The sequence below is a fragment of the Kitasatospora sp. NPDC002543 genome, from assembly GCF_053594915.1.
Genome location: NZ_JBSFWR010000017.1, coordinates 31,207 through 54,086 on the forward strand (window position 1 = coordinate 31,207; position 22,880 = coordinate 54,086).

At 74.3% G+C, this 22,880-nt stretch carries 19 protein-coding genes and 3 tRNA genes; 3 read left to right on the top strand and 19 right to left on the bottom strand.

Features of this window, described 5'->3' with window-relative positions:
* Positions 1-495: 495 nt before the first annotated feature.
* The 6 genes from ACWD4P_RS10435 to ACWD4P_RS10460 form a co-directional block, all read right to left on the bottom strand.
* Complete coding sequence (locus ACWD4P_RS10435) at positions 496-1,341, bottom strand: DegV family protein (RefSeq protein ID WP_449779327.1); 846 nt, start codon at positions 1,339-1,341, stop codon at positions 496-498.
* 83 nt (positions 1,342-1,424) lie between these two features.
* Positions 1,425-2,288 (bottom strand): hypothetical protein, encoded by an 864-nt coding sequence (locus ACWD4P_RS10440; protein ID WP_449779328.1) that lies wholly within the window; start codon positions 2,286-2,288, stop codon positions 1,425-1,427.
* 400 nt (positions 2,289-2,688) lie between these two features.
* On the bottom strand, positions 2,689-5,577 hold the full coding sequence (gene leuS / locus ACWD4P_RS10445) for a leucine--tRNA ligase (RefSeq protein WP_449779329.1): 2,889 nt from the start codon (positions 5,575-5,577) through the stop codon (positions 2,689-2,691).
* A 303-nt stretch (positions 5,578-5,880) separates the two neighbouring features.
* Positions 5,881-7,176, bottom strand: a complete 1,296-nt coding sequence (locus tag ACWD4P_RS10450; protein ID WP_359820587.1) for a hypothetical protein — start codon at positions 7,174-7,176, stop codon at positions 5,881-5,883.
* 98 nt (positions 7,177-7,274) lie between these two features.
* Positions 7,275-7,347, bottom strand: a tRNA-Ala gene (locus tag ACWD4P_RS10455).
* 266 nt (positions 7,348-7,613) lie between these two features.
* Positions 7,614-9,053, bottom strand: coding sequence for an MFS transporter (locus ACWD4P_RS10460; RefSeq protein ID WP_449779330.1), 1,440 nt, complete (start codon positions 9,051-9,053; stop codon positions 7,614-7,616).
* 102 nt (positions 9,054-9,155) lie between these two features.
* Between ACWD4P_RS10460 and ACWD4P_RS10465 the strand changes: the two genes are divergently transcribed.
* On the top strand, positions 9,156-10,055 hold the full coding sequence (locus tag ACWD4P_RS10465; RefSeq protein ID WP_359829742.1) for a helix-turn-helix transcriptional regulator: 900 nt from the start codon (positions 9,156-9,158) through the stop codon (positions 10,053-10,055).
* A 138-nt stretch (positions 10,056-10,193) separates the two neighbouring features.
* Here ACWD4P_RS10465 and ACWD4P_RS10470 read toward each other — a convergent pair.
* The 8 genes from ACWD4P_RS10470 to ACWD4P_RS10505 form a co-directional block, all read right to left on the bottom strand.
* Positions 10,194-10,266 (bottom strand) — tRNA-Ala (locus ACWD4P_RS10470).
* A 43-nt stretch (positions 10,267-10,309) separates the two neighbouring features.
* Positions 10,310-10,382, bottom strand: a tRNA-Ala gene (locus tag ACWD4P_RS10475).
* A gap of 213 nt (positions 10,383-10,595) precedes the next feature.
* Positions 10,596-11,246, bottom strand: a complete 651-nt coding sequence (locus tag ACWD4P_RS10480; protein ID WP_359829744.1) for a histidine phosphatase family protein — start codon at positions 11,244-11,246, stop codon at positions 10,596-10,598.
* Entirely contained in the window at positions 11,243-11,701 is a 459-nt protein-coding gene (rsfS, locus tag ACWD4P_RS10485) for a ribosome silencing factor (RefSeq protein ID WP_224284631.1), read from the bottom strand. Before rsfS ends, ACWD4P_RS10480 begins: the two co-directional genes overlap by 4 nt.
* A gap of 213 nt (positions 11,702-11,914) precedes the next feature.
* Complete coding sequence (locus ACWD4P_RS10490; RefSeq protein ID WP_449779331.1) at positions 11,915-13,669, bottom strand: LCP family protein; 1,755 nt, start codon at positions 13,667-13,669, stop codon at positions 11,915-11,917.
* A 14-nt stretch (positions 13,670-13,683) separates the two neighbouring features.
* A complete protein-coding gene (gene nadD, locus ACWD4P_RS10495; protein WP_359829740.1) occupies positions 13,684-14,316 on the bottom strand; it encodes a nicotinate-nucleotide adenylyltransferase in 633 nt (210 codons plus the stop codon).
* A gap of 123 nt (positions 14,317-14,439) precedes the next feature.
* Positions 14,440-14,595: a hypothetical protein gene (locus tag ACWD4P_RS10500; protein WP_181970583.1), complete on the bottom strand. Its 156-nt coding sequence runs from the start codon at positions 14,593-14,595 to the stop codon at positions 14,440-14,442.
* A gap of 209 nt (positions 14,596-14,804) precedes the next feature.
* A complete protein-coding gene (locus ACWD4P_RS10505) occupies positions 14,805-14,951 on the bottom strand; it encodes a hypothetical protein (protein WP_158077652.1) in 147 nt (48 codons plus the stop codon).
* Between the two features lie 349 nt (positions 14,952-15,300).
* Between ACWD4P_RS10505 and ACWD4P_RS10510 the strand changes: the two genes are divergently transcribed.
* Positions 15,301-16,365 carry a M48 family metallopeptidase gene (locus ACWD4P_RS10510; protein ID WP_359829739.1) on the top strand — a complete coding sequence of 355 codons (1,065 nt, stop codon included), beginning with the start codon at positions 15,301-15,303 and terminating at the stop codon, positions 16,363-16,365.
* 96 nt (positions 16,366-16,461) lie between these two features.
* On the opposite strand, the gene ACWD4P_RS10515 is transcribed toward ACWD4P_RS10510, so the two are convergent.
* The 5 genes from ACWD4P_RS10515 to proB all read right to left on the bottom strand — a co-directional run bounded on the left by ACWD4P_RS10515 (position 16,462) and on the right by proB (position 21,741).
* Complete coding sequence (locus ACWD4P_RS10515) at positions 16,462-17,520, bottom strand: SCO2583 family membrane protein (RefSeq protein ID WP_359830669.1); 1,059 nt, start codon at positions 17,518-17,520, stop codon at positions 16,462-16,464.
* Between the two features lie 165 nt (positions 17,521-17,685).
* On the bottom strand, positions 17,686-18,270 hold the full coding sequence (locus tag ACWD4P_RS10520) for an SCO2584 family spore wall biosynthesis protein (RefSeq protein WP_359830671.1): 585 nt from the start codon (positions 18,268-18,270) through the stop codon (positions 17,686-17,688).
* Positions 18,271-18,359: 89 nt separating this feature from the next.
* Positions 18,360-19,682, bottom strand: a complete 1,323-nt coding sequence (locus ACWD4P_RS10525; RefSeq protein WP_449779332.1) for a glutamate-5-semialdehyde dehydrogenase — start codon at positions 19,680-19,682, stop codon at positions 18,360-18,362.
* A gap of 211 nt (positions 19,683-19,893) precedes the next feature.
* On the bottom strand, positions 19,894-20,418 hold the full coding sequence (locus ACWD4P_RS10530) for a hypothetical protein (RefSeq protein ID WP_359830675.1): 525 nt from the start codon (positions 20,416-20,418) through the stop codon (positions 19,894-19,896).
* A 186-nt stretch (positions 20,419-20,604) separates the two neighbouring features.
* Positions 20,605-21,741, bottom strand: coding sequence for a glutamate 5-kinase (gene proB, locus ACWD4P_RS10535; protein WP_359830677.1), 1,137 nt, complete (start codon positions 21,739-21,741; stop codon positions 20,605-20,607).
* A 315-nt stretch (positions 21,742-22,056) separates the two neighbouring features.
* Between proB and ACWD4P_RS10540 the strand changes: the two genes are divergently transcribed.
* Positions 22,057-22,818 (top strand): hypothetical protein, encoded by a 762-nt coding sequence (locus ACWD4P_RS10540; protein WP_449779333.1) that lies wholly within the window; start codon positions 22,057-22,059, stop codon positions 22,816-22,818.
* Positions 22,819-22,880 lie beyond the last annotated feature (62 nt).

A 22,880-nucleotide genomic window follows, 5' to 3' on the forward strand; every position in this document is an offset into this window, starting at 1 on the left:
ACCGCGGACGAGCCCCGGTCCCCGACGGATCTGCAACCGCGCCCGGATCCACCGCACCGCCCGCCTCCGGGGACGACGGCACGGCGCCGCCCGTCGGCGGCCCAGCCCCGGCCCCTGCCCCAGCCCCAGCCCCAGCCGCTGCCCCTGCCGCCCGGCGCGACTCCAGCGCGGCTGGAGGCGTCCCCGAGGAGCCCTCGGTGGGGCTCTCGAGCGGGTCGTGTTCCGGTTCGTCGGCCGGTGGAAGCAGCGCCGCCATCCGCAGCCGCGCCGTCTCGTCGATCGCATGGCGCTTCGCCGCGCCCAGGCCCATGGTCGTCATGCCGAGGACGGTAGGAGTCCGCCGGCGAGCGTGCGGAAATCAACGAAACCCTGTGGATAACCAGGGGGTTGTGGATAGAAGTGTCACTCGCACGAGTGGGATGTGGAGCTTTGGATTGACATTCGGCCCACCCGAGCCCAGCCGCCCGACATCGCCCCGGGCGCAGCCGCCCGCCCTCAGCGCGGCGCGACCACCACCGCCAGCAGCCCCGGCCCGACGTGCGCGCCGATCACCGCCCCCACCTCTCCCACGTACAGCTCCCGCAGCCCCGGTACCCGGGCCCGCAGCCGCTCCGCGAGCGGTTCGGCCCGTTCCTCGGCCGCCAGGTGGTGCACGGTGATGTCGACCTCCCGCTCCCCCGACCGCTCGACCGCGATCTCCTCCAGTCGCGCGATCGCCCGCGACGCCGTCCGTACCTTCTCCAGCGGCTCGATCCGTCCGCCGTCCAGGTGCAGCAGCGGCTTGACCGCCAGGGCCGAGCCGAGCAGGGCCCGCGCCGCTCCGATCCGGCCGCCCCGGCGCAGGTGTTCCAGGGTGTCGACGTAGAAGAACCCGCTGGTCCCGGCCGCCCGCGCGGAGGCCGCCTCGGCCGCCTCCGTCAGGCCCTGCCCGGCCGCGATCGCCTCGGCCGCCGCCAGCACCCCGTACCCGAGCGCCATCCCGACCAGCCGGCTGTCCACCACCCGCACCGGTACGGGCGCCTCGGCGGCGGCGAGCCGGGCGGCCTCGACGGTGCCGGACAGCTCGCCGGAGATGTGCACCGAGACGATGCCCTCCGCCCCGGCCTCGGCGGCCGCCCGGTAGGCGGCGGCGAAGGTCTCCGGGTTCGGCCGGGAAGTGGTCACCCGCTGCTTTCCGCGCAGCGCCTCGGCGACGTCCTTCGGGGAGATCTCGACGCCCTCGCTCAGCACGGAGTCACCGACCGCGACGCTCAGCGGGACGACCGTGATCCCGTGCCGGTCGAGGGTCTCCTGCGGCAGATAGGCCGTGGAATCGGTGACAAGCGCGAGGTCGGAGGGCATGAGCCGGAGGTTACTCCCCGCCGGTCCGGGACGACAGCGCCCGGTGTGGTCACCGGGCGGAGGTCTCGCGGCGGGCCGCCGGCTCAGCCCGCCGAGGGCCCCGTCGACGGCCCGGCCGAGGGCTTACGAAGCCGCTGTGCCAGCTTGGCCAGCGGATCGGCGAGCCCGAGCAGTTCCTCCGCGCTCGGGCGCCCCTTCCCGTCGGTCAGCCCGGCCCGGACCGCTCCCCCGGCCTTCCCGGCCGCCCGCGCGGAACCGGTGGAACCAGCCGAACCGACCGAACCGACCGAACCGACCGAACCAGCCGAACCCGAAGCAGCCGGCCCACCCGAGGCCCCCGAAGCACCGGAGCCGCCCGAGGAGGCGTCGGAAGTACCCGAAGCGGCACCCCCCGCGACATCCCAGTGCCGCAGCGCCCCCGCCTCGCTCTCGCACTCCTGGCTCAGCCGGCTCAGCTCGTCGTCCGCGAAGCGGTGCATCCGGTCCTGCGCCGCCCAGCGCATCGTCTCCGCGGAGTGGGTGATCCGCTCCGCCCGCTCGCGCAGCTCCGGCAGCTTGGCGGCGATCCGCGCGGTGTCCGGCTCCCGTTCCAGCATCCGCAGTTCGCCGTCGAGCTCGGCGGCGTGCGCGTCGAGCCGTCCGAGCAGGGCGAGTGCCTCGCCGAGCTGGCCGTCCTGCGCGAGCCCGCTCTCCAGCACCTGCCGGGTGCCGTCGAGCGAGGTCCGCAGGCCGAGCCGGACGTTGGCGATCTGCGCGGGCGGGCCGACCTTGGTGTACGTCTTGGCCTTGAGGGCGGCGGTCTCCACGGCGCGACGGGCGCCGGCCTCGTGCTTCTCGATCTTGGCGCCGACGGCCTTGGCGGCCTTCACCGTGCCGACCACGGCCAGGACCATCACCGCGACCCCGAAGAGCAGGACCAGGCCGATCATCACGCCGAACACGTCCATCGCGCGCCACCTTCCGCCGTCGTTTCCGGCCCTCACCGGGCCCAACGCGGGCCGCATCGCCGAGGGTTCCACGGTAGCCGCCGGAAGCCGCCCGGGGGCAGCCCGCGCGGCCTCCGCGAACGGAGATCAGGGTCAGATCCGGGATCTCCCCGAGGGTCCCGCGAGGGTCCCGGGCCACCCCGGACACCGCCCGCGGGACCACCCCGGACACCGCCCGCGAGGCCGCCCCGGACACCGCCCGCGGAGGCCCGGGAACTCCCCGCACCGAACCCGCGCAGCAGCAAGACGGCGCCGGGCGGGCGCCCCGGAGGACACCCGCCCGATCACTTCGCCGGAACTCCCGCGCTCACTCCCCCACCAGCGGGAGCGACAGCGGGAGCACAAGCAACGACAGCCGCACTCAGCCGGTGACGATGTTCACCAGCTTCGGAGCCCGCGCGATCACCTTCCGCACCTCGGCCCCGCCGATCGCCGCGACGACCACCGGCTCCGCCAGCGCCAGCGCCTCCAGCTCGGCGTCCGAGATGCCCGGCGCGACCTCCAGCCGCGCCTTGACCTTGCCCTTGATCTGGACCACGCAGGTCACCGTCTCGTCCACCACGTACGCCGGGTCGGCGACCGGGTAGTCGGTGTGCGCCAGCGAGTCGCCGTGGCCCAGGCGGCGCCACAGCTCCTCGGCGATGTGCGGGGCCAGCGGCGCGACCATCAGCACCAGCTGCTCGGCCACGGTCCGCGGCGTGGAGCCGCGCTTGACCAGGTAGTTGTTCAGCTCGATGGCCTTGGCGACGGCCGTGTTGAAGCGCAGTCCGGCCATGTCGCCGCGGATGCCGTCGATCGCCTTGTGCAGGGCGCGCAGCGTCGCCTCGTCCGGCTCCTCGTCGGTGACGACCAGCTCGCCGGTGGTCTCCGAGACGATGTTGCGCCACAGGCGCTGCAGGAAGCGGTACGAGCCGACGACGGCGCGGGTGTCCCACGGGCGGGAGACGTCCAGCGGGCCCATCGACATCTCGTACAGGCGCAGGGTGTCGGCGCCGTACTCGTCGGCGATGTCGTCCGGCGCGACGGCGTTCTTCAGGGACTTGCCCATCTTCCCGGCCTCGCGCTTGACCGGCTCGCCCTGCCAGAAGTACTGGCCGTCGCGCTCCTCGACCTCGGCGGCGGGCACCGGGAAGCCGCGCTCGTCGCGGTAGACGTCGGCGGTGATCATGCCCTGGTTGAACAGCTTGTGGAACGGCTCGACGGACGAGACGTGGCCCAGGTCGTGCAGCACCTTGTGCCAGAAGCGCGCGTACAGCAGGTGCAGGACGGCGTGCTCAGCGCCGCCGACGTACAGGTCGGCGCCACCGGCAGGCTTGGTCTCCGTCGGGCCCAGCCAGTACTTCTCGTTGGCCGGGTCGACGACCGCCGCGGAGTTCGCCGGGTCGACGTAGCGCAGCTCGTACCAGCAGGAGCCGGCCCAGTTGGGCATGGTGTTGGTCTCGCGGCGGTACTTGCGGACGCCGTCGCCCAGGTCCAGTTCGACGTTGACCCAGGCCTCGTTGCGCGACAGCGGGGTCTCCGGCGAGGAGGCGGCGTCGTACGCGTCGAAGGTGCGCGGCGAGTAGTCGTCGACCTCGGGGACCTCGACCGGCAGCATCGACTCGGGCAGCGCGTGCATGACGCCGTCCTCGTCGTAGACGATCGGGAAGGGCTCGCCCCAGTACCGCTGGCGGCTGAACAGCCAGTCGCGCAGGCGGTAGTTGACGGTGCCCTCGCCGATGCCGCGCTCGGCCAGCCAGGCGGTGACGGCGGCCTTGGCGTCGACGACGCTCAGCCCGTTCAGCGACAGGTCGCCTTCGGAGCGGGCGGAGTCGACGATGACGGAGTCGTAGGTGCCGAACGCGTCGTCCCACTCGGCCGGGTCGGTGCCGCGGCCGTCCGTGGGCTGGACGACGCAGCGCATCGGCAGCGCGAAGGCGCGGGCGAACGCGAAGTCGCGGTGGTCGTGGGCGGGGACGGCCATGATGGCGCCGGTGCCGTAGCCCATCAGCACGTAGTCGGCGATGAACACCGGCACGGACTCGCCGCTGACCGGGTTGACGGCGTAGGCGCCGGTGAAGACACCGGTCTTGACCTTGGCCTCGACCTGCCGCTCGACGTCCGACTTGGCGGCGGCCGCGGCCCGGTAGGCGGCGACGGCCTCGGCGGGGGTCGCGGCGCCGCCGGTCCACTCGGCGGGCACGCCCTCGGGCCAGACGGCGGGGACGATCGAGTCGACCAGGTCGTGCTCGGGGGCCAGCACCATGTAGGTGGCACCGAACAGGGTGTCGGGCCGGGTGGTGAAGACGGTGATCTTCCGGTCGCCGGGGGCCGCGAAGTCGACCCGGGCGCCCTCGGAGCGCCCGATCCAGTTGCGCTGCTGCAGCTTGATGGCCTCGGGCCAGTCCAGCAGGTCCAGGTCCTCGATCAGCCGGTCCGAGTACGCGGTGATGCGCATCATCCACTGGCGCAGGTTGGACTTGAACACCGGGAAGTTGCCGCGCTCGGAGCGGCCGTCCGCGGTGACCTCCTCGTTGGCCAGCACGGTGCCCAGGCCCGGGCACCAGTTGACCGGCACCTCCTTGGAGTAGGCCAGGCGGTACTCGCCCAGCACCTCGTCGCGCTCGGCGACGGACAGCTCGGCCCAGGCGCGCCCGCCCGGGACCTCACGCGTGCCGGACTCGAACTCGGCGACCAGCTCGGTGATCGGTCGGGCCTTGCGGGCGTCCGCGTCGTACCAGGAGTTGAAGATCTGCAGGAAGATCCACTGGGTCCAGCGGTAGTAGTCCGGGTCGATCGTGGAGATCGAGCGGCGCGGGTCGTGTCCCAGGCCCAGCCGGCGCAGCTGCTGGCGCATGTTGGCGATGTTGGCCTCGGTGGAGACCCGCGGGTGGGTGCCGGTCTGCACCGCGTACTGCTCGGCGGGCAGGCCGAAGGCGTCGTAGCCCAGCGTGTGCAGCACGTTGTGGCCGGTCATCCGCTGGTAGCGGGCGAAGACGTCGGTGGCGATGTAGCCCAGCGGGTGGCCGACGTGCAGGCCCGCGCCCGAGGGGTACGGGAACATGTCCATGATGAAGCTGTGCGGCTTCGCGGCGACGTCGCCGGCCGCCGGGTCGGCCAGCGCACCGGTGGGGTTGGGGGCGTGGAAGGTGCCCTCCTTCTCCCAGATGTCCTGCCAGCGGGACTCGATCTCGGCCGCCAGCGCGGCGCTGTACCGGAACGGCTCGGTCACGGTCTCGGCCGCGCCGGACGCAGGGGTCGTCTCGCTCATGGTCCTTCAAGCTCCATCGATGTCGGTTGGCGAACCGCGCAGGCGGCCGGCCCGTGGACCCCGCCCGGGACGGGGTCGGGGGCGGAAAACAAAAAATCCCCTCGCAGGAGGGGACGCCACGCCGACTCCGGCACCGCCCGAGGGCTCAGCCGGTCCTGGTCAGCGCGGCCGGCTAAGGAGCAGGCGCACGGTTCGCATGGGCTCAGGGTACCGCAAGCGGGTCGGCGGGCTGCGGGGTGCACCGCCACCCGCTCCACCGCACCGCACCGCCGCCCACCGCACCGCACCGCGCCGCCACCCGCCCTACCGCGCCGCCGCCCGCCCCACCGCGTCGAACTCCCGCAGCGCCTTCGCCAGCCGCTCCGACTGCATCCCCGCCGCGAGCGAGCGCGCCAGCGAGGCGGTGCGGGCCGCCTCCCGCTGGTCGCCGAGCCTGCGGTGGGCCTCGGCGAGGCGCACCATCAGCAGCGCCTTGGAACGGGCCCGCCCCGGCCCGAGCCCGGCCACGGCCTCGGCGAGCAGCACCTTGGCCAGCCGGTGCTGGCCGAGCGCCAGCCGTCCCTCTCCCACCATCCCGGCGAGCCCGGCCCGGGTCTCCTCGGCGCCGGGCAGACCGTCCAGCTCGGCGAAGGCCCGGGCGGCGGCGGCCTCGGCCCGCTCGGCCTCGCCCCGGCGGCCGTACGCGCGGGCGAGCCGGCCGTACTGGCGGGCCCGGGTCGTGGGGCTGAGCGCGGCGCCGTGGGTGTCCAGGGCGGTCACGAGCGCGGAGACGGCGTCCAGCCCGCGCCCGCCGGTGCCCTGGGTGGCGAGCACGACCAGCGCGCCGAGCACCGCGACCCCGAGGCGGGGGTCGCCGCTGACGTGGGCGGCCCGCAGCGCGGCGACGAAGGCGCGCTGCGCGGCCGCGTCGTGGCCGAGGTCGTACCCGGCCCAGCCGGCCAGCCGGGCGAGTCTGCTGGCGGTGCCGTAGAGCTCGCGGCCGAGCCGTTCGTCGTACGCGCCGAGTTCCAGCAGCTTGGCCAGCATGGCGAGTTCGGCCCGGACGGGGCCGAGGACGAGGCCGCCGCCGCAGGCCCGTTCGAGCTTCTGCTTGCTGCGGTAGGACAGGCCGAGTTCGCCGGCCAGCCCCGGTTCGACGCGCAGCGCGCCCTCGCCGCCGCCGACCGGCGGTGGCGGCGAGTCGAGGCGGGCGGCGGCCTGGTCGAGGTCGGCGCCGCGGAACAGGTCGGTGAGGCGCACCGGTCCGGCGTCGGTGGCGGCCTCGCGCAGCGCGGTCTGGGCGGTGTCGGCGGTCCACGGGTCGGTGAGCAGCCGGGGCGAGAGGATCTTGGCGCCGCGGTGGCCACCCATCCGGCCCCAGAGCTGCTCGTAGGTGACGGCGATGCCGAGGGTGCGGCTGAGCACCTCGCAGACCGCCTGGTCGTGGGGGCTGCGCGGCACCATGCCGCGATCGCGCCACTTGTACGGGGCGGTGGAGCTGATGGCGAGGCCCGGCGGCAGGGCGAGGCTCACCTCGCGGGCGAGCCGTTCCGGACTCCAGCCGAGCTGGTGGAGTATCCGGGCCAGTTCCTCGTTCCGCCTTCGCTCCAGATCGGCCATGGCACGACGGTAGCGGGATTCCGGGCGCTCCGACCGGTGGCGCGGGCAGAACGGCGAAGAGCCGCCTCCCGTTTCCGGGAGGCGGCTCTCGACTGCTGTGGAGCTATGGGGAATTGAACCCCAGACCTCTTGCATGCCATGCAAGCGCTCTACCAACTGAGCTATAGCCCCTTGACCTGCGATGTCACCGTGGTTCCCGGTTGTTTCCGGCCGTTTCCCTCGGCGACATCGACTACTTTACACGGTCCTGGGCGTGCTCCTGAAATCCGTTTCCCGAGGTCCGCACCACGCGCCCCGCGCGCCCCTCCTCCCCGCGCCCCGGGAGTGCACCACCCGCCCGGGGCGCACCTCTACCGACCGCGCGCTCCACCACCTCACAACCCGCCACCCCACAGCCCTCCACCACGCACCGCACCTCACCTCACCGCTCCGCACCGCTACCGCACCGTCCGCCGCCCGCGCGCCGCGAAGCCCGCCGCGGCCAGCGCCGCCGCGGCGGCGACCAGCAGGGTGGTCCGCAGCGCCGCCCCCGACTCGGCGGCCGGCGCCGGCAGGTCGACCCGCCCCAGGAACACCGAGCCCAGCACCGCGACGCCGATCACCTGGCCGAACTGGATGACCGTCACCATCACGCCGCTGGCGTCGGCCGCGTCCTCGGGCGCCACCCCCGCGAGCGCCCGGGCGAACAGCGGCGCGTACGCGCAGCCGGCGGCCATCCCGAGCGCGGTCGTCTCCAGCAGCGGCCCGGCGCCGATCCCCGCCCCGCCGCCGAGCAGCAGCCCGAGCAGCAGGTAGCCGCCGCCGAGCAGCACTCCGGCGAACACCGGCAGGGCCCGGTGCAGCCGCTGGGGCAACCGGTGCCAGAGCAGACTGGACAGGCCGAAGCCGGCGGCGAAGGGCGCCGAGCAGAGTCCGGCCCTCAGCGCGGTGTGGCCGAGCGCGGCCTGCTGGTGCAGGGCGAAGGCGAAGGTGAAGCCCGCGAACGCCGCCATGACCGCGAACAGTCCGGCGGCCGCGGGGCGCAGCCCGGGGGCGCGCAGCACCCGCCCGGAGATCAGCGGCTGTCCGCCGCGCCGGGCGATCCGGCGCTCGACGGCCACGAACAGGCCGAGCAGCAGTGCGCCGGCCACGATCATCGCCCAGCCCCAGCCGGGCCAACCCAGCTCGTGGCCGAGGACGAGCGGGACCACCAGCAGGCCGAGGGCCGCGCCGAGCACCACCAGGCCGGGCAGGTCGAAGCCGCGGGAGGCGTCGCCGGGCAGCCGGGGCAGCAGCCGGGCGCCCGCCGCGAGCAGCAGCAGGCCGATCGGCACGTTGACCAGGAACACCGGCCGCCAGCCGCTGCCGAACAGGTCGGCGCTGACCAGGATGCCGCCGAGCACCTGGCCGAACGCCATGCCGCCGGCCAGCACCGCCGCGTGGAGGCCGAGCGCCCGGGTGCGGGCGGCGCCGGTGAAGGTGCGCTGGAGCAGGCTCATCACCTGGGGCACCATCAGGGCCGAGCCGGCGCCCTGGAGCAGCCGGAAGGCGATCAGCCAGCCGGTGGCCGGGGCGAGGCCGCAGGCCAGCGAGGCGGCGGTGAAGACGGCCAGGCCGAGCCGGAAGATCCGGCTGTAGCCGTAGCGGCCGCCGAGCCGGGCTCCGGTGATGAGCAGCACCGCGTAGGCGATGGTGTAGCCGGCGATGACCAGCTGGAGGGCGGCGCCGGAGGCGCCGAGGTCGGTTCGGATGGTGGGGACCGCGACATTGACGATGGAGACGTCGAGCATGGCCATGAACTGCCCGCACAGGACGAGCGCGAGGAGCAGCCCGGGCCGTACCGCCGGGGCCTCGGTGGTGCCTCCGGCCACGCGGGGCCGGCTCTGAAGGTCCGTCATGGCCGTCAGCCTGGGGCGGCGCCGGTACTGGTGGTTAGAGCCTGCCGATCCTGGTACCGGCAGCACCTGTTCCGGCCGGGCGGGCTGCGGCACGATGGGGCCATGACCGTCCTGGAGGAACTTCCCGCCACGGCCGGCGGGCGAGACCGCCGGCGCACCGAGCTGGCCCGTTTCCTGAGGGCCTGCCGGGCGCGGGTCACCCCCGAGGACGTCGGGCTGCCGCCGGGGCTGCGCCGCCGGACGCCGGGTCTGCGGCGCGAGGAGGTCGCGCAGCTCGCCGGGGTCGGGGTGACCTGGTACACGTGGCTGGAGCAGGGGCGGCCGATCAACGCGAGCGAGCAGGTGCTGCTGGCGGTGGCCCGGGCGCTGCGGCTGGACGGCACCGAGCACGAGCACCTGTTCCGGCTGGCCGGGGTGGCCTCCTCGGCGCGGGTGCTGCCGGCGGCGCCGGAGCTGTCGCCGTCGATCCGGGTGATCCTGGACGCGCTGGCCCCGCTGCCGGCCGCGGTCTCCAACACCCGGTTCGACGTGCTGGGCTTCAACGGCCCGTACCGCGCGATGTTCGGCACCGACCGGTTGCGCCCGTCCCGCGGGGCGGTGTTCAACAGCCTCTGGTGCATGCTGACCTCCCCGCCGTGCTGCAACCCGTGCGAGAACCGGGAGGAGACCCTGCCGCGGATGGTGGCGGTGCTGCGCTCGGCGTACGGCAAGCACGTGGGCGAGCCGGCCTGGGAGGGGCACGTGCAGCGGATGTCGGCGGGCAGCGCGCTGTTCCGGGAGCTGTGGGCCCGCCAGGAGGTCGCGCCGCCGGAGCCGTGGCTGCGGGTGTTCCGTCACCCGGAGGTCGGGGTGCTGAGGCTGAACGCCACCTACCTGACGATGCCGGGCGTGCCGGAGTGCTACATCGTGGTCTACGTGCCGGCCGAGCCGGAGGACCGGGAGCGGGTCGAGCGGCTCGCCGCGCTGCCGCCGGGCGGCCGGGACCACGTCTGCGAGACCTGAGGCCCCTCGGGCCCCGAGCCGCCGCACGCCACAAACCACAAACCACACGACCGGAAGGCCGGAAGACCGGAAGGCCGCAGGCGGGCCCGAAACGCCGGAAGGCCGCCACCCAGTGGGTGACGGCCTTCCGAACTGCTGTGGAGCTATGGGGAATTGAACCCCAGACCTCTTGCATGCCATGCAAGCGCTCTACCAACTGAGCTATAGCCCCGCGACACGGACGACCCTGGCTGACCACGACCGCCGATGCGGAGTGGAGCTATGGGGAATTGAACCCCAGACCTCTTGCATGCCATGCAAGCGCTCTACCAACTGAGCTATAGCCCCGCACTCACCGGATCTCCCGCTTCCCTTCCGGGCCGCGTTCCTTCCCTGCGAACGAGGAAGACTCTAGCTGGTCAGGGGCGGAACTGCGAAATCCGCCCTTCCGAACCCCGCCGGACCCCCACCGAGCCCCGGCCGGGCCCCGGGCCACGGCCCCGGCCGAGGGCCCCTGAGGGCCCCCGGCACCGCCGCCGCCCGAGCCGGTGCGGCGGCGGATCAGGTGTCGTCGCCGATGACCGGCTGCGGGAGCGTGCCCGCGTTGTGCTCCAGCAGGCGCCAGCCGCGCGCCCCCAGGCCGAGCACCGACCAGCAGCAGTTGGACAGCCCGCCGAAGCGCTCCCACTGGGCCGGCTCCAGGTCGAGCAGCCGCCCGAGCATGGTGCGGATCGTCCCGCCGTGGCTGACCACCACCAGCGTGCCGTTCTCCGGGAGCTTGCCGACGGCCTCCAGGACCACCGGCACCGAGCGGTCGGCGACCTCGGTGGCCAGCTCGCCGTCACCGCCGCGCCGCACCGGCTCGCCGGCCGCCCAGGCCTCGTACTCCTCCGGGAAGCGCTCGCGGATCTCGGCGTTGGTCAGGCCCTGCCAGGAGCCCGCGAAGGTCTCCCGCAGCCCCTCGTGGTGCTGCACGTCGAGCCCGGTGACCTCGGCCAGCTCCGCGGCGGTGCGCCGGGCCCGCTGGAGGTCCGAGGAGATGAGCAGGTCGGGACGGAGCCCGGAGAGCAGCCTGGCCGCCCGCTGGGCCTGCAGGACGCCCTGGCCGGTCAGCTCGATGTCCGTGCTGCCCTGGAAGCGCGACTCGAGGTTCCAGGAGGTCTGGCCGTGCCGCCAGAAGACGATGCGCGGGCCGCGCGCGCCCCGGCTCAGTGCAGGTCCTCGGGCTTGCCGAAGTCGTCGGCGGGCGCGACGGCGTTGCCGGCCTCGTCGGTGTGCGCGTCCGGGCGGTTGCGCGAGGCCAGGGCGTCCTCGGGCAGCGGCAGCTCGGGGCAGTCCTTCCAGAGGCGGTCCAGCGAGTAGAAGGAGCGCTCCTCGGAGTGCTGGACGTGCACGACGATGTCCAGGTAGTCGAGCAGGATCCAGCGGCCCTCGCGCTCGCCCTCGCGGCGCACCGGCTTGATGTCCAGCTGCTCGCGCAGCTGGTCCTCGATCTCCTCGGCGATCGAGCGGACCTGGCGGTCGTTGTTCGCGGAGGCGATCAGGAAGGCGTCGGTGATCGACAGCACCTCGCTGACGTCGAAGGCGATGATGTTGTGCGCGAGCTTGTCGGCCGCCGCCTGCGCGGCGACGGTGATGAGCTGCTGGCTGTGGTCGGTGACGGTCACGGTGTTCTTCCGGCTCGGCGGCTTGGGGGCGCCCCGGCGCGCGGCCGGGGTCGCCTTCCAGGATCTCACGCCGCCCGGGCGGGCCCGGAACCGATTTCCCGGGCCCGCCGGGCCGCCCCACCACCGTTCCGGGCCCGCACGGCCGGCCCCATCGGCACTCCGGGCCCGTGCGGCTCGCCCCCGGGCCGGGTCGGCCCGGTCCGGGCCGTCGCCCTACTGGCCCTTCGGCGGCTGGTAGTCCTTGCCGAGGACGACCAGCAGGTCCGCGTTCTGGGTGTCGCCGGTCACCTTCTTCACCGCCGTGTCCGGCAGGCCGAGGCTGGTCGCCAGCGACTTGGCCGCGCCCTGCCGGGCGTCGTCGGTGTAGCGGATCTCACTGGCGGCCTGCGGGGCGGCCTTGGCGCCGCCCGGGATGAACGTCAGGCCGGAGTTGACGATCTGGACCTGCGCCGCGGTGGCGGCCGTGTCGTTGCCGCTGGAGTCCTGGATCGCGACCCGGGCCGGGGCGTCGCCGGCGGCCGCGGACTTCACGGTGCCGCCCAGCACGTCCTTGACCTGCTTGCCCGCGGTCGCCTCGTCCAGGCTGCCGTCCGGCTTGACGGTCAGCGCGGTGGTGCCGAAGTGGCCGTCCTTCGCCTGCTGGGCGAGTTGGACGAGCACCCCGGCGAGGGCGTCCTCGGGCAGCGAGGGGTCGAGCACCGCGTTCATCCGGTGCACGTCGTCCTTGGCGTCCTTGAACTCGGTGGGCATGGTGCGCACCACGGCGTCCATCACCTGTCCGAACCGGGCCAGCTGGGCGTCCCGGTTCTCCCCCTGGTTCTGCAGCGTCGCGTACGCGACGGCGGCCTTCCCGCTGAGCATGGTGTTCTTCCCGGCCGCGGACAGCAGCTTGCCGTCCGGCTTGCCGCCCTCGTGGGTCTCGGCGTTGGTGTCCACCCGGACGCCGCCGAGCTGGGAGACCAGCAGTTCCAGGTACGGGGTGTCCAGCCGCCAGGTGCCGGCCACCGGGGCGCCGAGCACGGTGGACAGGCCCTCGCGGGTCGCCGAGGCGCCGATGCCGTCCATGGACTGGCCGATCGTGGTGACCGGCGGGTCCCCCGGGCCGGGCAGCCGCAGGGTGTCGGGCAGCAGCAGGACCGTGCCCTTCTTCCCGGACGCGTCGTTGACCAGCAGCGCGCTGGACACCTTGCCCTGGAGGTCGCGCAGGTGGACGACGTTGACCTGGCGCCCGCCCGCCGCGGCGGCCGCGGTCGGCTTGTCACCGGTGAGGAAGAGGTAGCCGCCGACGCCGGCGGCCGCGAGCGCCACCACCGCACCGAGGCCGATCAGCCGGTTGCGCAGCTTGCGGCGGCGCTCGGCGCGCACCTCGCTGCGGGACTCGGCGAACTTCAGCCAGTCGATGACGTCCTCGGTCTCCTCCGCCTCCTCGTCGACGAAGGTGAACTCGCCCGTGGTGTAGCTGTCCTTGGGCGCCTTGCCGCCGGCCTTCCCGGCCCGCGCCCCGGCGACCTGCTCGGACGGCGGAGCCGCCTTGGCCGGCGCCGTCTCCGCGGCGGGCCTGGGCACCCGAGGACGCGGCGGCGCGGCAGCGGAGGCGGCGGGGCCGGCGGGCGCAGCGGCCTCGGCCGCCGGAGGCACCACCGAGGCCGGAGCCGGAGCCGCCCCGGGTGACGACGGCGCCTGCGGCTCGGCCGCGACCGGGGCGGCGGCCTGGTACGGCTGCTGCTGGTACCCGTCGTACCCCTGGTAGCCCTGCTGCTGGTAGCCGTACGGGTCCTGCCCGTACACCGGCTGCCCGTACTGGTCGTACTGCTGGTCATACTGCTGCTGCTCGTACGACTGCGACTGCGGCTGGGACGGCGCCTGCGGCTGCTGCTCCTGCTGCGGGTGCCGGTAGCCCTGGTACGGCTGCTGGTACTGCCCGGTGGACCAGTCCTCCGGCCGCCGGCCGTCGTTGCGATCAGTCATGCACCGCTCCCGGATCAGTCCCCGCGCGGCGCGTACAGCGCCCGCTTGTCGATGTAGCGGACCACGCCGTCCGGGACGAGGTACCAGACCGGCTCGCCCTTGGCGACCCGGTTGCGGCAGTCCGTGGAGGAGATGGCCAGCGCCGGGACCTCCACCAGGGAGACCCCGCCCACCGGAAGCCCGGCGTCCGACAGAGTGTGCCCCGGGCGGGTGCATCCGATGAAGTGGGCCAGCGAGAAGAGCTCGTCGGAGTCGCGCCAGGACAGGATCTGGGCGAGCGCGTCGGCGCCGGTGATGAAGAAGAGGTCGGCGTCCGGGTGCATGGCGTGCAGGTCGCGCAGGGTGTCGACGGTGTACGTCGGGCCCTCGCGGTCGATGTCGATCCGGCTGACCGAGAACTGCGGGTTCTCGGCGGTGGCGATGACCGTCATCAGGTAGCGGTCCTCGGCCGGGGTGACGTGCCGGTCGCTCTTCTGCCACGGCTGCCCGGTCGGCACGAAGATCACTTCGTCCAGGTGGAACGCGCTCGCGACCTCACTGGCGGCGACGAGGTGGCCGTGGTGGATCGGGTCGAAGGTGCCGCCCATCACGCCGAGGCGCTTCTTCACCGGTTCCGGTCCGCCGGGATTCCCGGCCTGCTCTCCCATGCCGCCACACCTTACGCGACACCCGTTACGGTGCGGGAACGGCCGGGTGGGGGTTCTCCGGAGATGCGTGAGGGAGCGGCCGGCCGGTGGCCGGACGCTCCCCGAACCGCCCCAGGACCGGGCTCAGCGGTCCCGGTTGAAGCGGGTGGTGATGAAGAGCAGGACCAGCAGGATGACCAGCGCGGCGCCACCGGTCAGGGCCGGGTTCAGACTGTCGTGGTTGCCCCCCTCGCCCTCGGCGAGCAGGTTCAGAACGGGGAGTGCGGCAGCAGTGCTCATGGTCGGCGGGACCTTCTCGGCTCGGTGAACGGACCTGGGGGTTGTTCCGGGCCGGTGAGGGCCCACCCGTCATCGTACGGGGGGTTACACCGCAACCGCTCGGCGGCCCACCGCCGCTGACCGGGCGTGAGCGCGGGCCGCCGCGGGGCCGCGGACCGGGCCGCCGCGGGGGCCGTCGACCGGGTCCGGGGTCCCGGGGCTCGCCGGACCTAGTTGTTCTTGAAGGCGCGGGCCATGATCCAGATCAGCAGGCCGATGCCCACGAAGGACGCGACCACGATGATCCGCAGGAACAGGCCCGGGCCGGACTCGTCGGAGATGGGCGCGGCCAGGCTGACAAGCGTGTCGGTGGACATCTGCGGGGGCTCCTCGAACTGCTCGGTACCGCGGCCGGATCCGGTCTCGGTCGTCCAGGCCTCAGGGTAGACCGGCCTCACACCGGCGGCGCCCACCGGCCCCGGCGACGCGGCCGCCGGCCCGCCCTCGCCCCCACCGGCGCCCCCGTCCGGACCCCGGCCAGGAGCCCCGTCCGGGGCCCCGCCCGCGCCTCCGCCGCCCCACCGCCCACCGTGCGGACCGCGCGTACGCTGAGCCCGGGGACGAGTACGCAACCGCGCACGTTGCACAGACAGTCGTTTCAGGCGAAGACCAGCGGGGGGCGGGCCAGCGGGCCGCGGCCGCCGTCGACCAGGAGGTACTCAGACCATGACCGACACGACCTCGAAGACCCCGAGCCGACGCCGCGAGCGCTTCCCCGGGATCTCCACCCGGGCCTGGGAGCACCCGGCGGACCGCTCGGCCCTGGTCGCGCTGCGCAAGCTGACCGGCTTCGACGACATCCTGAAGAAGCTCGCGGGCCTGGTCTCCGAGCGGGCGATCCGGCTGATGTTCCTGGCCACCGCCGTGAAGACCTCCGAGCGCCAGTTCCCGGAGCTGCACGACATGGTGCGCGACGCCGCCTACGTGCTCGACCTGGAGCAGGTCCCCGACCTGTACGTCTCCCAGGACCCGACGGTCAACGCGTACTGCATCGGCATCGACACCCCGATCATCGTGATCACCAGCGGCCTGGTCGAGCTGCTGGACGAGGAGGAGCTGCGCTCGGTCATCGGCCACGAGGTCGGCCACGCGATGTCCGGCCACGCCGTCTACCGGACGATGCTGATGATCCTCACCAACATCGCCACCCGGATCGCCTGGGTGCCGCTCGGCAACCTGGCGATCACCGCGATCATCACCGCGCTCAAGGAGTGGTTCCGCAAGGCGGAGCTGTCCAGCGACCGGGCCGGCCTGCTCGCCGGGCAGGACCTCCAGGCGTCCATGCGGGCCCTGATGAAGCTGGCCGGCGGCCACAACCTGGCCGAGATGAACGTCGACGCCTTCCTGGAGCAGGCCGAGGAGTACGAGAAGGCCGGCGACCTGCGCGACGGCGTGCTCAAGGTGCTCCAGCTGCTGCCGCAGACCCACCCCTTCGCGGTGGTGCGGGTCGCCCAGCTGAAGAAGTGGGCGGAGAGCGAGGACTACCGCTCGATCCTGGCCGGCGCCTACCCGCGCCGCTCGGACGACCCGGACACCTCGGTCACCGAGCAGTGGAAGGCCGCCGCCGAGCACTACACGACCTCGGTCAAGGAGAGCAAGGACCCGCTGATGGGCCTGCTGCGGGACGTGGCCGGTGGCGCCGCGACCGTCGGCGGCAAGCTCCGCGACACCTTCACCGGCGGCGGCAACGGCAACGGCCGCGGCGGCTCCGCGGACCGCGACGGCAGCTGACCCCTCCCGCGCCCCGCGACGGCGGCCGGTGCCCCGCCCGGGGCGCCGGCCGCCGCGCCGTTCCACGGCCTCGGTGCGGGCGCGGCCCCCGGCGCCTCAGCCCGCCATCACCTCGCACACCTGCCAGCCCGGCCGGGCGTGGTTGCCGGGGTCGACCGGCGTCGGCGGCGCGACCTCCGTGCCCTGCGCGGTGGCCAGCACCGGCTGCAGGAAGCCCGCCATCGAGGTGCCGCAGGGCTCCGGCCCGGCCTGCACCACCGAGTCCACCAGCCGCAGCTGCCCCGAGGCCAGGTCCACCCGGTCGAACTCGAAGGTCAGCTGCCGCCGCACGGTCTCCAGGGTGACCGGCGCTCCGGCCGGGGCCCCGGCCGGCTTCAGCGCGTAGACGAAGGTGTGGTCGGTGGTGATCCGCAGGGTCCCGCCGTCCGCCTCGTCGATCCGCATCGCGCCGACCACCTTCACGGTGTTCGAGGCCAGCGCGACCCGCGTCGGGTCGAAGCGGACGATCCAGCCGGTCACCGCGTGGTGGCGGTCGTCCACCGGTTGGGCCACGCTCGCGTCGAACTCCGCCTGCTCACCGGGTGTGACGAAGTCCCGGACGCCCGCGGTGGCGCCCTGGACCAGCGCGGCCGGGGAGAGCGAGGAGGCGACCAGGTAGCGCTGGACGGTGTCGAGCGCCTTGCCCACCTCGACCCGGCTGAAGTGCCCGGTGGCGGCCCCGGTCGGGGTGTTCAGCCCGACCGTGCCGTCCGCGTAGCCGGGCGGCAGCGCGGCGAAGGGGTTCGCCGGATCGGCGACCGGGTGGACGGCCGAGGACGGGCTCAACGCGACCAGGCTGACGGTCACTTGGCTGCCCTCGGGCCGCACCGCGGCGCCCTTCGGCGAGCTCACCCCGAAGTACACCGCGGTCCCGAAGGCCAGCAGGACGAGCAGCAGCAGGAGCAGCGCCTGGCGCGGGACGGTGCCCAGCGGGCCGAGCCGCACCCGCGGCCGGGTGGCCTTGCCGAAGGAGCCCGCGAGCCGCTCCCGGGCGGACAGTTCCTGGATGCGGGCAGCCCGCACGAACGATTCGTCGAACACGACGGACCGGAATTCGTCCTCGTTGCCGGAGCCGTCCTGGGGCGTACCCTCAGGAGGCTCTCGCGGGTCACCCACACCACCAGGGTAGGCGGACACCAGCGCCGCCACGAGGGTCCGGGCGCACATTCCCGGGGACGCTCCGTGACCACCACTCCGGGGCGTACGCCCGCGCCCGGAAGCGCCCGCGCCCGACCCTCCGCCCCGCCCGCACCCGCACCGGACCGGACCGGCCGGACCGCGCTAGCCCGCCGGCGCCGTGACCACCAGCGGCGGCTCCGCCGGCGCCTGCCCCGGGTCGGCCCCGACGCTGCTGCTGCCGGACTCGGGGCGCCGGGGCGCCCCCGAGGAGCCGCCCACGCCCTGGTAGACCGCCGCGACCGCGACCGCCACCAGGCTCACGCCCATGATCACGGCGAGCACCCAGGCCACCGGCCGGTGCCAGCGCTGCTGAGCCACGTACCGCCCGTCGGCGCGCACCGGGTCGTAGCCGCGTCGCCACCGCCGCCGGACCCGGCGGTCGGCCGCCCGGCCCGGCCCCGACCACGGGTCGGGGTAGAGGTGGTCCGCGTCCAGTCCGCTCGGGTAGGGGCGCAGCTCCAGCGGCAGCCCCTCCCCGGCCGGGACGTCACGGCCCCAGCCCGGACCCGCGGTCTCCGGCTCGAACCGGGCCTCGGCGGCGGCGAGTTGCCGCTCCTTGGCGGTCGGCTCGTGCACGGCGGCGGACCGGACGAAGGCCTCATCGAAGACCACGGTGGCGAACTCGTCGTCCGCACCACCGTGGTCGGCGCCGTCGGGGTACGGGAAGCCCCCCACATCCTCAGCCACGGATTCAGCGTATTACCGGCCGGGCGATTTGTCTGTGGCTCCCGGCAGTTGGTCCGTCACACGTGTGACGGCCGCCCCTCGGAGCGCGGTCAGCGCCCGTCCGCGCCCCCGCCCACGGTCTGCGTCGCCTCGCCGCGGACGTGCCCGTCACCAGTGACGATGTACTTGGTGCTGGTCAGCTCCGGCAGGCCCATCGGGCCGCGGGCGTGCAGCTTCTGGGTGGAGATGCCGATCTCCGCGCCGAAGCCGAATTCGCCGCCGTCGGTGAAGCGGGTGGAGGCGTTGACGGTCACCGTGGTGGAGTCCACCAACCGGGTGAAGCGGCGGGCGGCGGCCTGCGAGGTGGTGACGATCGCCTCGGTGTGGCCGGAGGACCAGCGGCGGATGTGATCGACGGCGGCGTCCAGCGAGGGCACCACGGCCGCGGCCAGGTCCAGCGAGAGGTACTCGGCGCCCCAGTCCTCGTCGGTGGCCGGCACCACGGTGGCCGGGCCGCCCTCGGCGGCCTTCAGCACCGCCTCGTCGCCGTGCACCGTCACCCCGGCCTCGGCGAGGGCCGCCAGCGCGAGCGGCAGGAAGGTCTCCGCGACGTCCTGGTGGACCAGCAGCGTCTCGGCCGCGTTGCAGACGCTGACCCGCTGGGCCTTGGAGTTCAGCAGGATGCCGACGGCCATCGCCAGGTCGGTCTCGGCGTCCACGTAGACGTGGCAGTTGCCGGTGCCGGTCTCGATCACCGGGACGGTCGAGCCCTCGACCACGGCGCGGATCAGCGAGGCGCCGCCGCGCGGGATCAGCACGTCCACGTAGCCGCGGGCGCGCATCAGCTCCTGGACCGAGTCCCGGCTCTCCCCCGGCACCAGCTGGACCGCGTCGGCGGGCAGCCCGGCCGCGGCGACGGCGTCGCGCAGGACGGCGACCAGCGCGGTGTTGGAACGGTAGGCCGAGGCGGAGCCGCGCAGCAGCACCGCGTTGCCGGACTTGAGGCAGAGCGCGGCGGCGTCGGCGGTGACGTTCGGGCGGGCCTCGTAGATGATGCCGACCACGCCGAGCGGCACCCGGACCTGGCGCACGTCCAGGCCGTTGGGCAGGGTGTAGCCGCGCACCACCTCGCCGACCGGGTCGGGCAGGCCGGCCACGTCGCGCACGTCGGAGGCGATCGCGGCGATCCGCTCGTCGGTCAGGGTCAGCCGGTCGATCACCGACTCGGCCGTGCCGGCCGCCCGGGCCCGCTCCACGTCCTCGGCGTTGGCCGCGACGATCTCGGCGCTGCGGGCCACCAGGGCGTCGGCGACCGCCAGCAGCGCGGCGTCCTTCGCGCCGCGCGGCAGCGGGGCGAGCAGGGCGGCGGCCTCCCGGGCTCGGCGCGCTACGGCGAGGACGGGGCTGTCGGCGGTGGCGAGGTCGCTGGTCATGCCGCCAAGGGTAGCGACTGCCCCCGCCCCGCCCGGGCGGCATTTCGCCCGGTGAGACGCCGTACCCGCCCGGGATGCCGTGCCCGACCAGGATGCCGTGCCCGACCAGGATGCCGTACCCGCCCGGGACGCCGTGCCCGCCCGGGCCGCCGGGTCCCGACCGGGACGCGGCCGTGACGCCGGCTCCGGCGCGCACACGCCCGACCGCGGCTCAGTACGGGTGCACCCCGCCCAGGTGCGGTGGCGGATCGCCGAAGCCCTCCGCCACCCGTTTGTGGTACGTCGCCCGGTCGACCACCTCCAGCCCGACGATCTCCCACGGCGGCAGGTTCGCGGTGACCTTGTGCTCGCCCCACAGCCGCAGCGCGATGGCCGCCGCGTCGTGCAGGTCCCGGGCCTGCTCCCAGTAGCGGATCTCGGCGTGGTCGGCCGCGTAGCGGGCGGTCAGGAAGAACGAGTGGTCGTGTGCCAGCTGCTCCAGCGAGGCGCGCAGCGCGGACAGCGGGGTGACCTGCCCGGCCACGCTCAGCACCACGTGCCACAGCCGGGCCTGCTCGGGCACGGTGGGCGGCTGGGCCGCCCGGTCGCGGTCGGGCCGCAGCCTGCGCACCCCACCGGGCCGCTGCGTCGGCGGACCGGCCGGCTCGGCGGGGCCGTCCCCGCGTCCGCCGTCGATGCTGGTCAGCCGTCGGCCCGCCGTCCCTGCGGTCAGCGCTCCCTCGCGCCTGCGTTCCACCGGCGGCCTCCTGTTCGGCGATGTCCTGTCGTCCCCACCGGCCCCGTCGGCCCTCGGCCGACGGGTACGGCTGCGCCCCTCCTCGCCGGTGGCCGGTCCGCTCCGGGTACGGAGCGGCCCGCCGTCCGCGCTGCGCCGATCGGCCGGGCGGCCGGTGCCGGCCCCCGGGCCGGGAAGCCGGGCCGGTCAGCCGCGCAGAACGACCAGGTCGTCGCGGTGGACGACCTCGCGCTCGTACGCGGCGCCGAACTCCTGGGCCAGGTCGCGGGTGGACCGGCCGAGCAGGCGGGGCAACTCCCTCGCATCAAAGTTGACCAGTCCGCGAGCCACGATGTGGCCGTTTTCGCCAAGAAGGTCCACCGGATCACCCGCGGCGAACTCCCCGTCGACCTTGGTGACCCCGGCCGGCAGCAGCGAGGCGCCGCCGGAGACGACCGCCCGGACGGCGCCCTCGTCCAGGTGCAGCGCCCCGCGCGGGCTGCTCGCGTGGGCCAGCCAGAGCATCCGGTCGGAGGTCCGGCTGCCGGTGCGCAGGAAGAGCGTGCCGGTGGGCCGGCCGGCCAGCGCGTCGGCGGCGTGGCTGGCGGCGGTGAGCACTACCGGGATGCCCGCGCCGGTGGCGATCCGGGCCGCCTCGACCTTGGTGACCATGCCGCCGGTGCCGACCCCGGCCTTGCCGGCGCTGCCGATCTCGATGCCGTCGAGGTCCTGCGGGCCGCGCACCTCGGCGATCCGGCTGGTGCCGGGGCGGGCCGGGTCGCCGTCGTACAGACCGTCGACGTCGGAGAGCAGCACCAGCAGGTCGGCCCGGACCAGGTGGGCGACCAGGGCGGCGAGCCGGTCGTTGTCGCCGAACTTGATTTCGGCGGTGGCGACGGTGTCGTTCTCGTTGACGATCGGCATCGCGCCCATCGCCAGCAGCTGGTCCAGGGTGCGGTAGGCGTTGCGGTAGTGGGCGCGCCGGCTGGCGTCCTCGGCCGTGAGCAGCACCTGCCCGACCCGGACTCCGTAGCGGGCGAAGGAGGCGGTGTAGCGGGCGACGAGCAGTCCCTGGCCGACGCTGGCGGCGGCCTGCTGGCGGGCCAGGTCCTTGGGCCGCCTGTCCAGGCCGAGCGGGGCGAGTCCGGCGGCGATCGCGCCGGAGGAGACCAGGACGACCTCCGGGGCTTCGGGGCGGGCGCGCAGCTTGGCGAGCGCGTCCACCAGGGCGTCGACGCGGTCGGCGTCCAGGCCGCCGGCCGCCGTGGTCAGTGAGGAGGAGCCGACCTTGACGACGATCCGCCGAGCGGTCAGCACCTCCTCCCGCAGAGAGTCCTCGCTCATCTCGCTGTACGCCCTTCCGGTGTGGTGCGGGTGCGACGGGGCCCGGGACCGGCCGTCACCCCCGAAATCTACGTGATCGGCGCAGGTCACCGGCGGGTTGTTTCACCGGCTGGACCCGGGGCGGCCACGGGCCTGCCACAGTCCGGCCGCGAATCCGGATGGCTGGTATGGTCCCTGACCGCAAGCCAGATCGGGGGACGGCTTCTTGCCCGCTGGACCCATGTCGTCATCGACCCTTCCTGTCACGACGGGCGGCGCCGCACCGGGCAAAGGCCGGCAACGGCCGCGGCCGCGCGCCCAGGAGAAAAGCGCACCATGCGTTCGTACACCACCAAGCTGACCGTCGCCGCGCTCGCGGCGGCCACCGCCCTGTCGCTCGCCGCCTGCGGGCCGGACAACGCGGACACCCCGGCCGGTACCGGCGGCGCCACCGGCGCGGCCCCGGCCCAGACCGGCGGCGCCCAGACCGGCGGCGCCCCGACCGGCGCGACCCCGGGAGCCACCGCCGGCGGTGCGGCCGGCGGTTCGACCACCGCCCCGTCGGGCGCGGCGACCGGCGGCACCGGGGGCGCCGGCACGGCCGGCGCCGCGGACGGCGGGGCCGGTGCCGGATCCGTCCCGGCGGCCGCCACCAGCGTGAAGGTCGGCCAGAGCGCCACCGTGGACTTCGCCGACAAGACCTCCAAGGTCGCCACCAAGCTGGACATCACCGTCACCGGCGTCGAGGTCGGTTCGGTGCAGGACTTCACCGCCGCCAAGATCAGCATCGTCGGCCTGGAGGGCCGCACCCCGGTGTACGTCAGCTACACCATCAAGAACCTCGGGGACGCCAGCCTCTCCTTCACCGCCCCGGACTCGAAGTTCGTCCTCTTCGACACCGCCGGCAAGAAGGGGCTCAACGTCATGACCGCCGCCACCCCGCTGCCCAAGTGCACCAGCGCGAAGTTCCAGGGCGTGGCCAAGGGCGCCGAGGCCAAGGGCTGCACCATCATCACCATCCCGGGCAACACCCCGGCCGCGGTCGGCTACACCGACCTGACCGACCCGCTGAAGCTCCAGGCCTCCTGGACCAAGTGACGCCCCGTCACCGCGAAAACGCGGACGGCCCCCGCCACCCCGGAGGGTGACGGGGGCCGTCC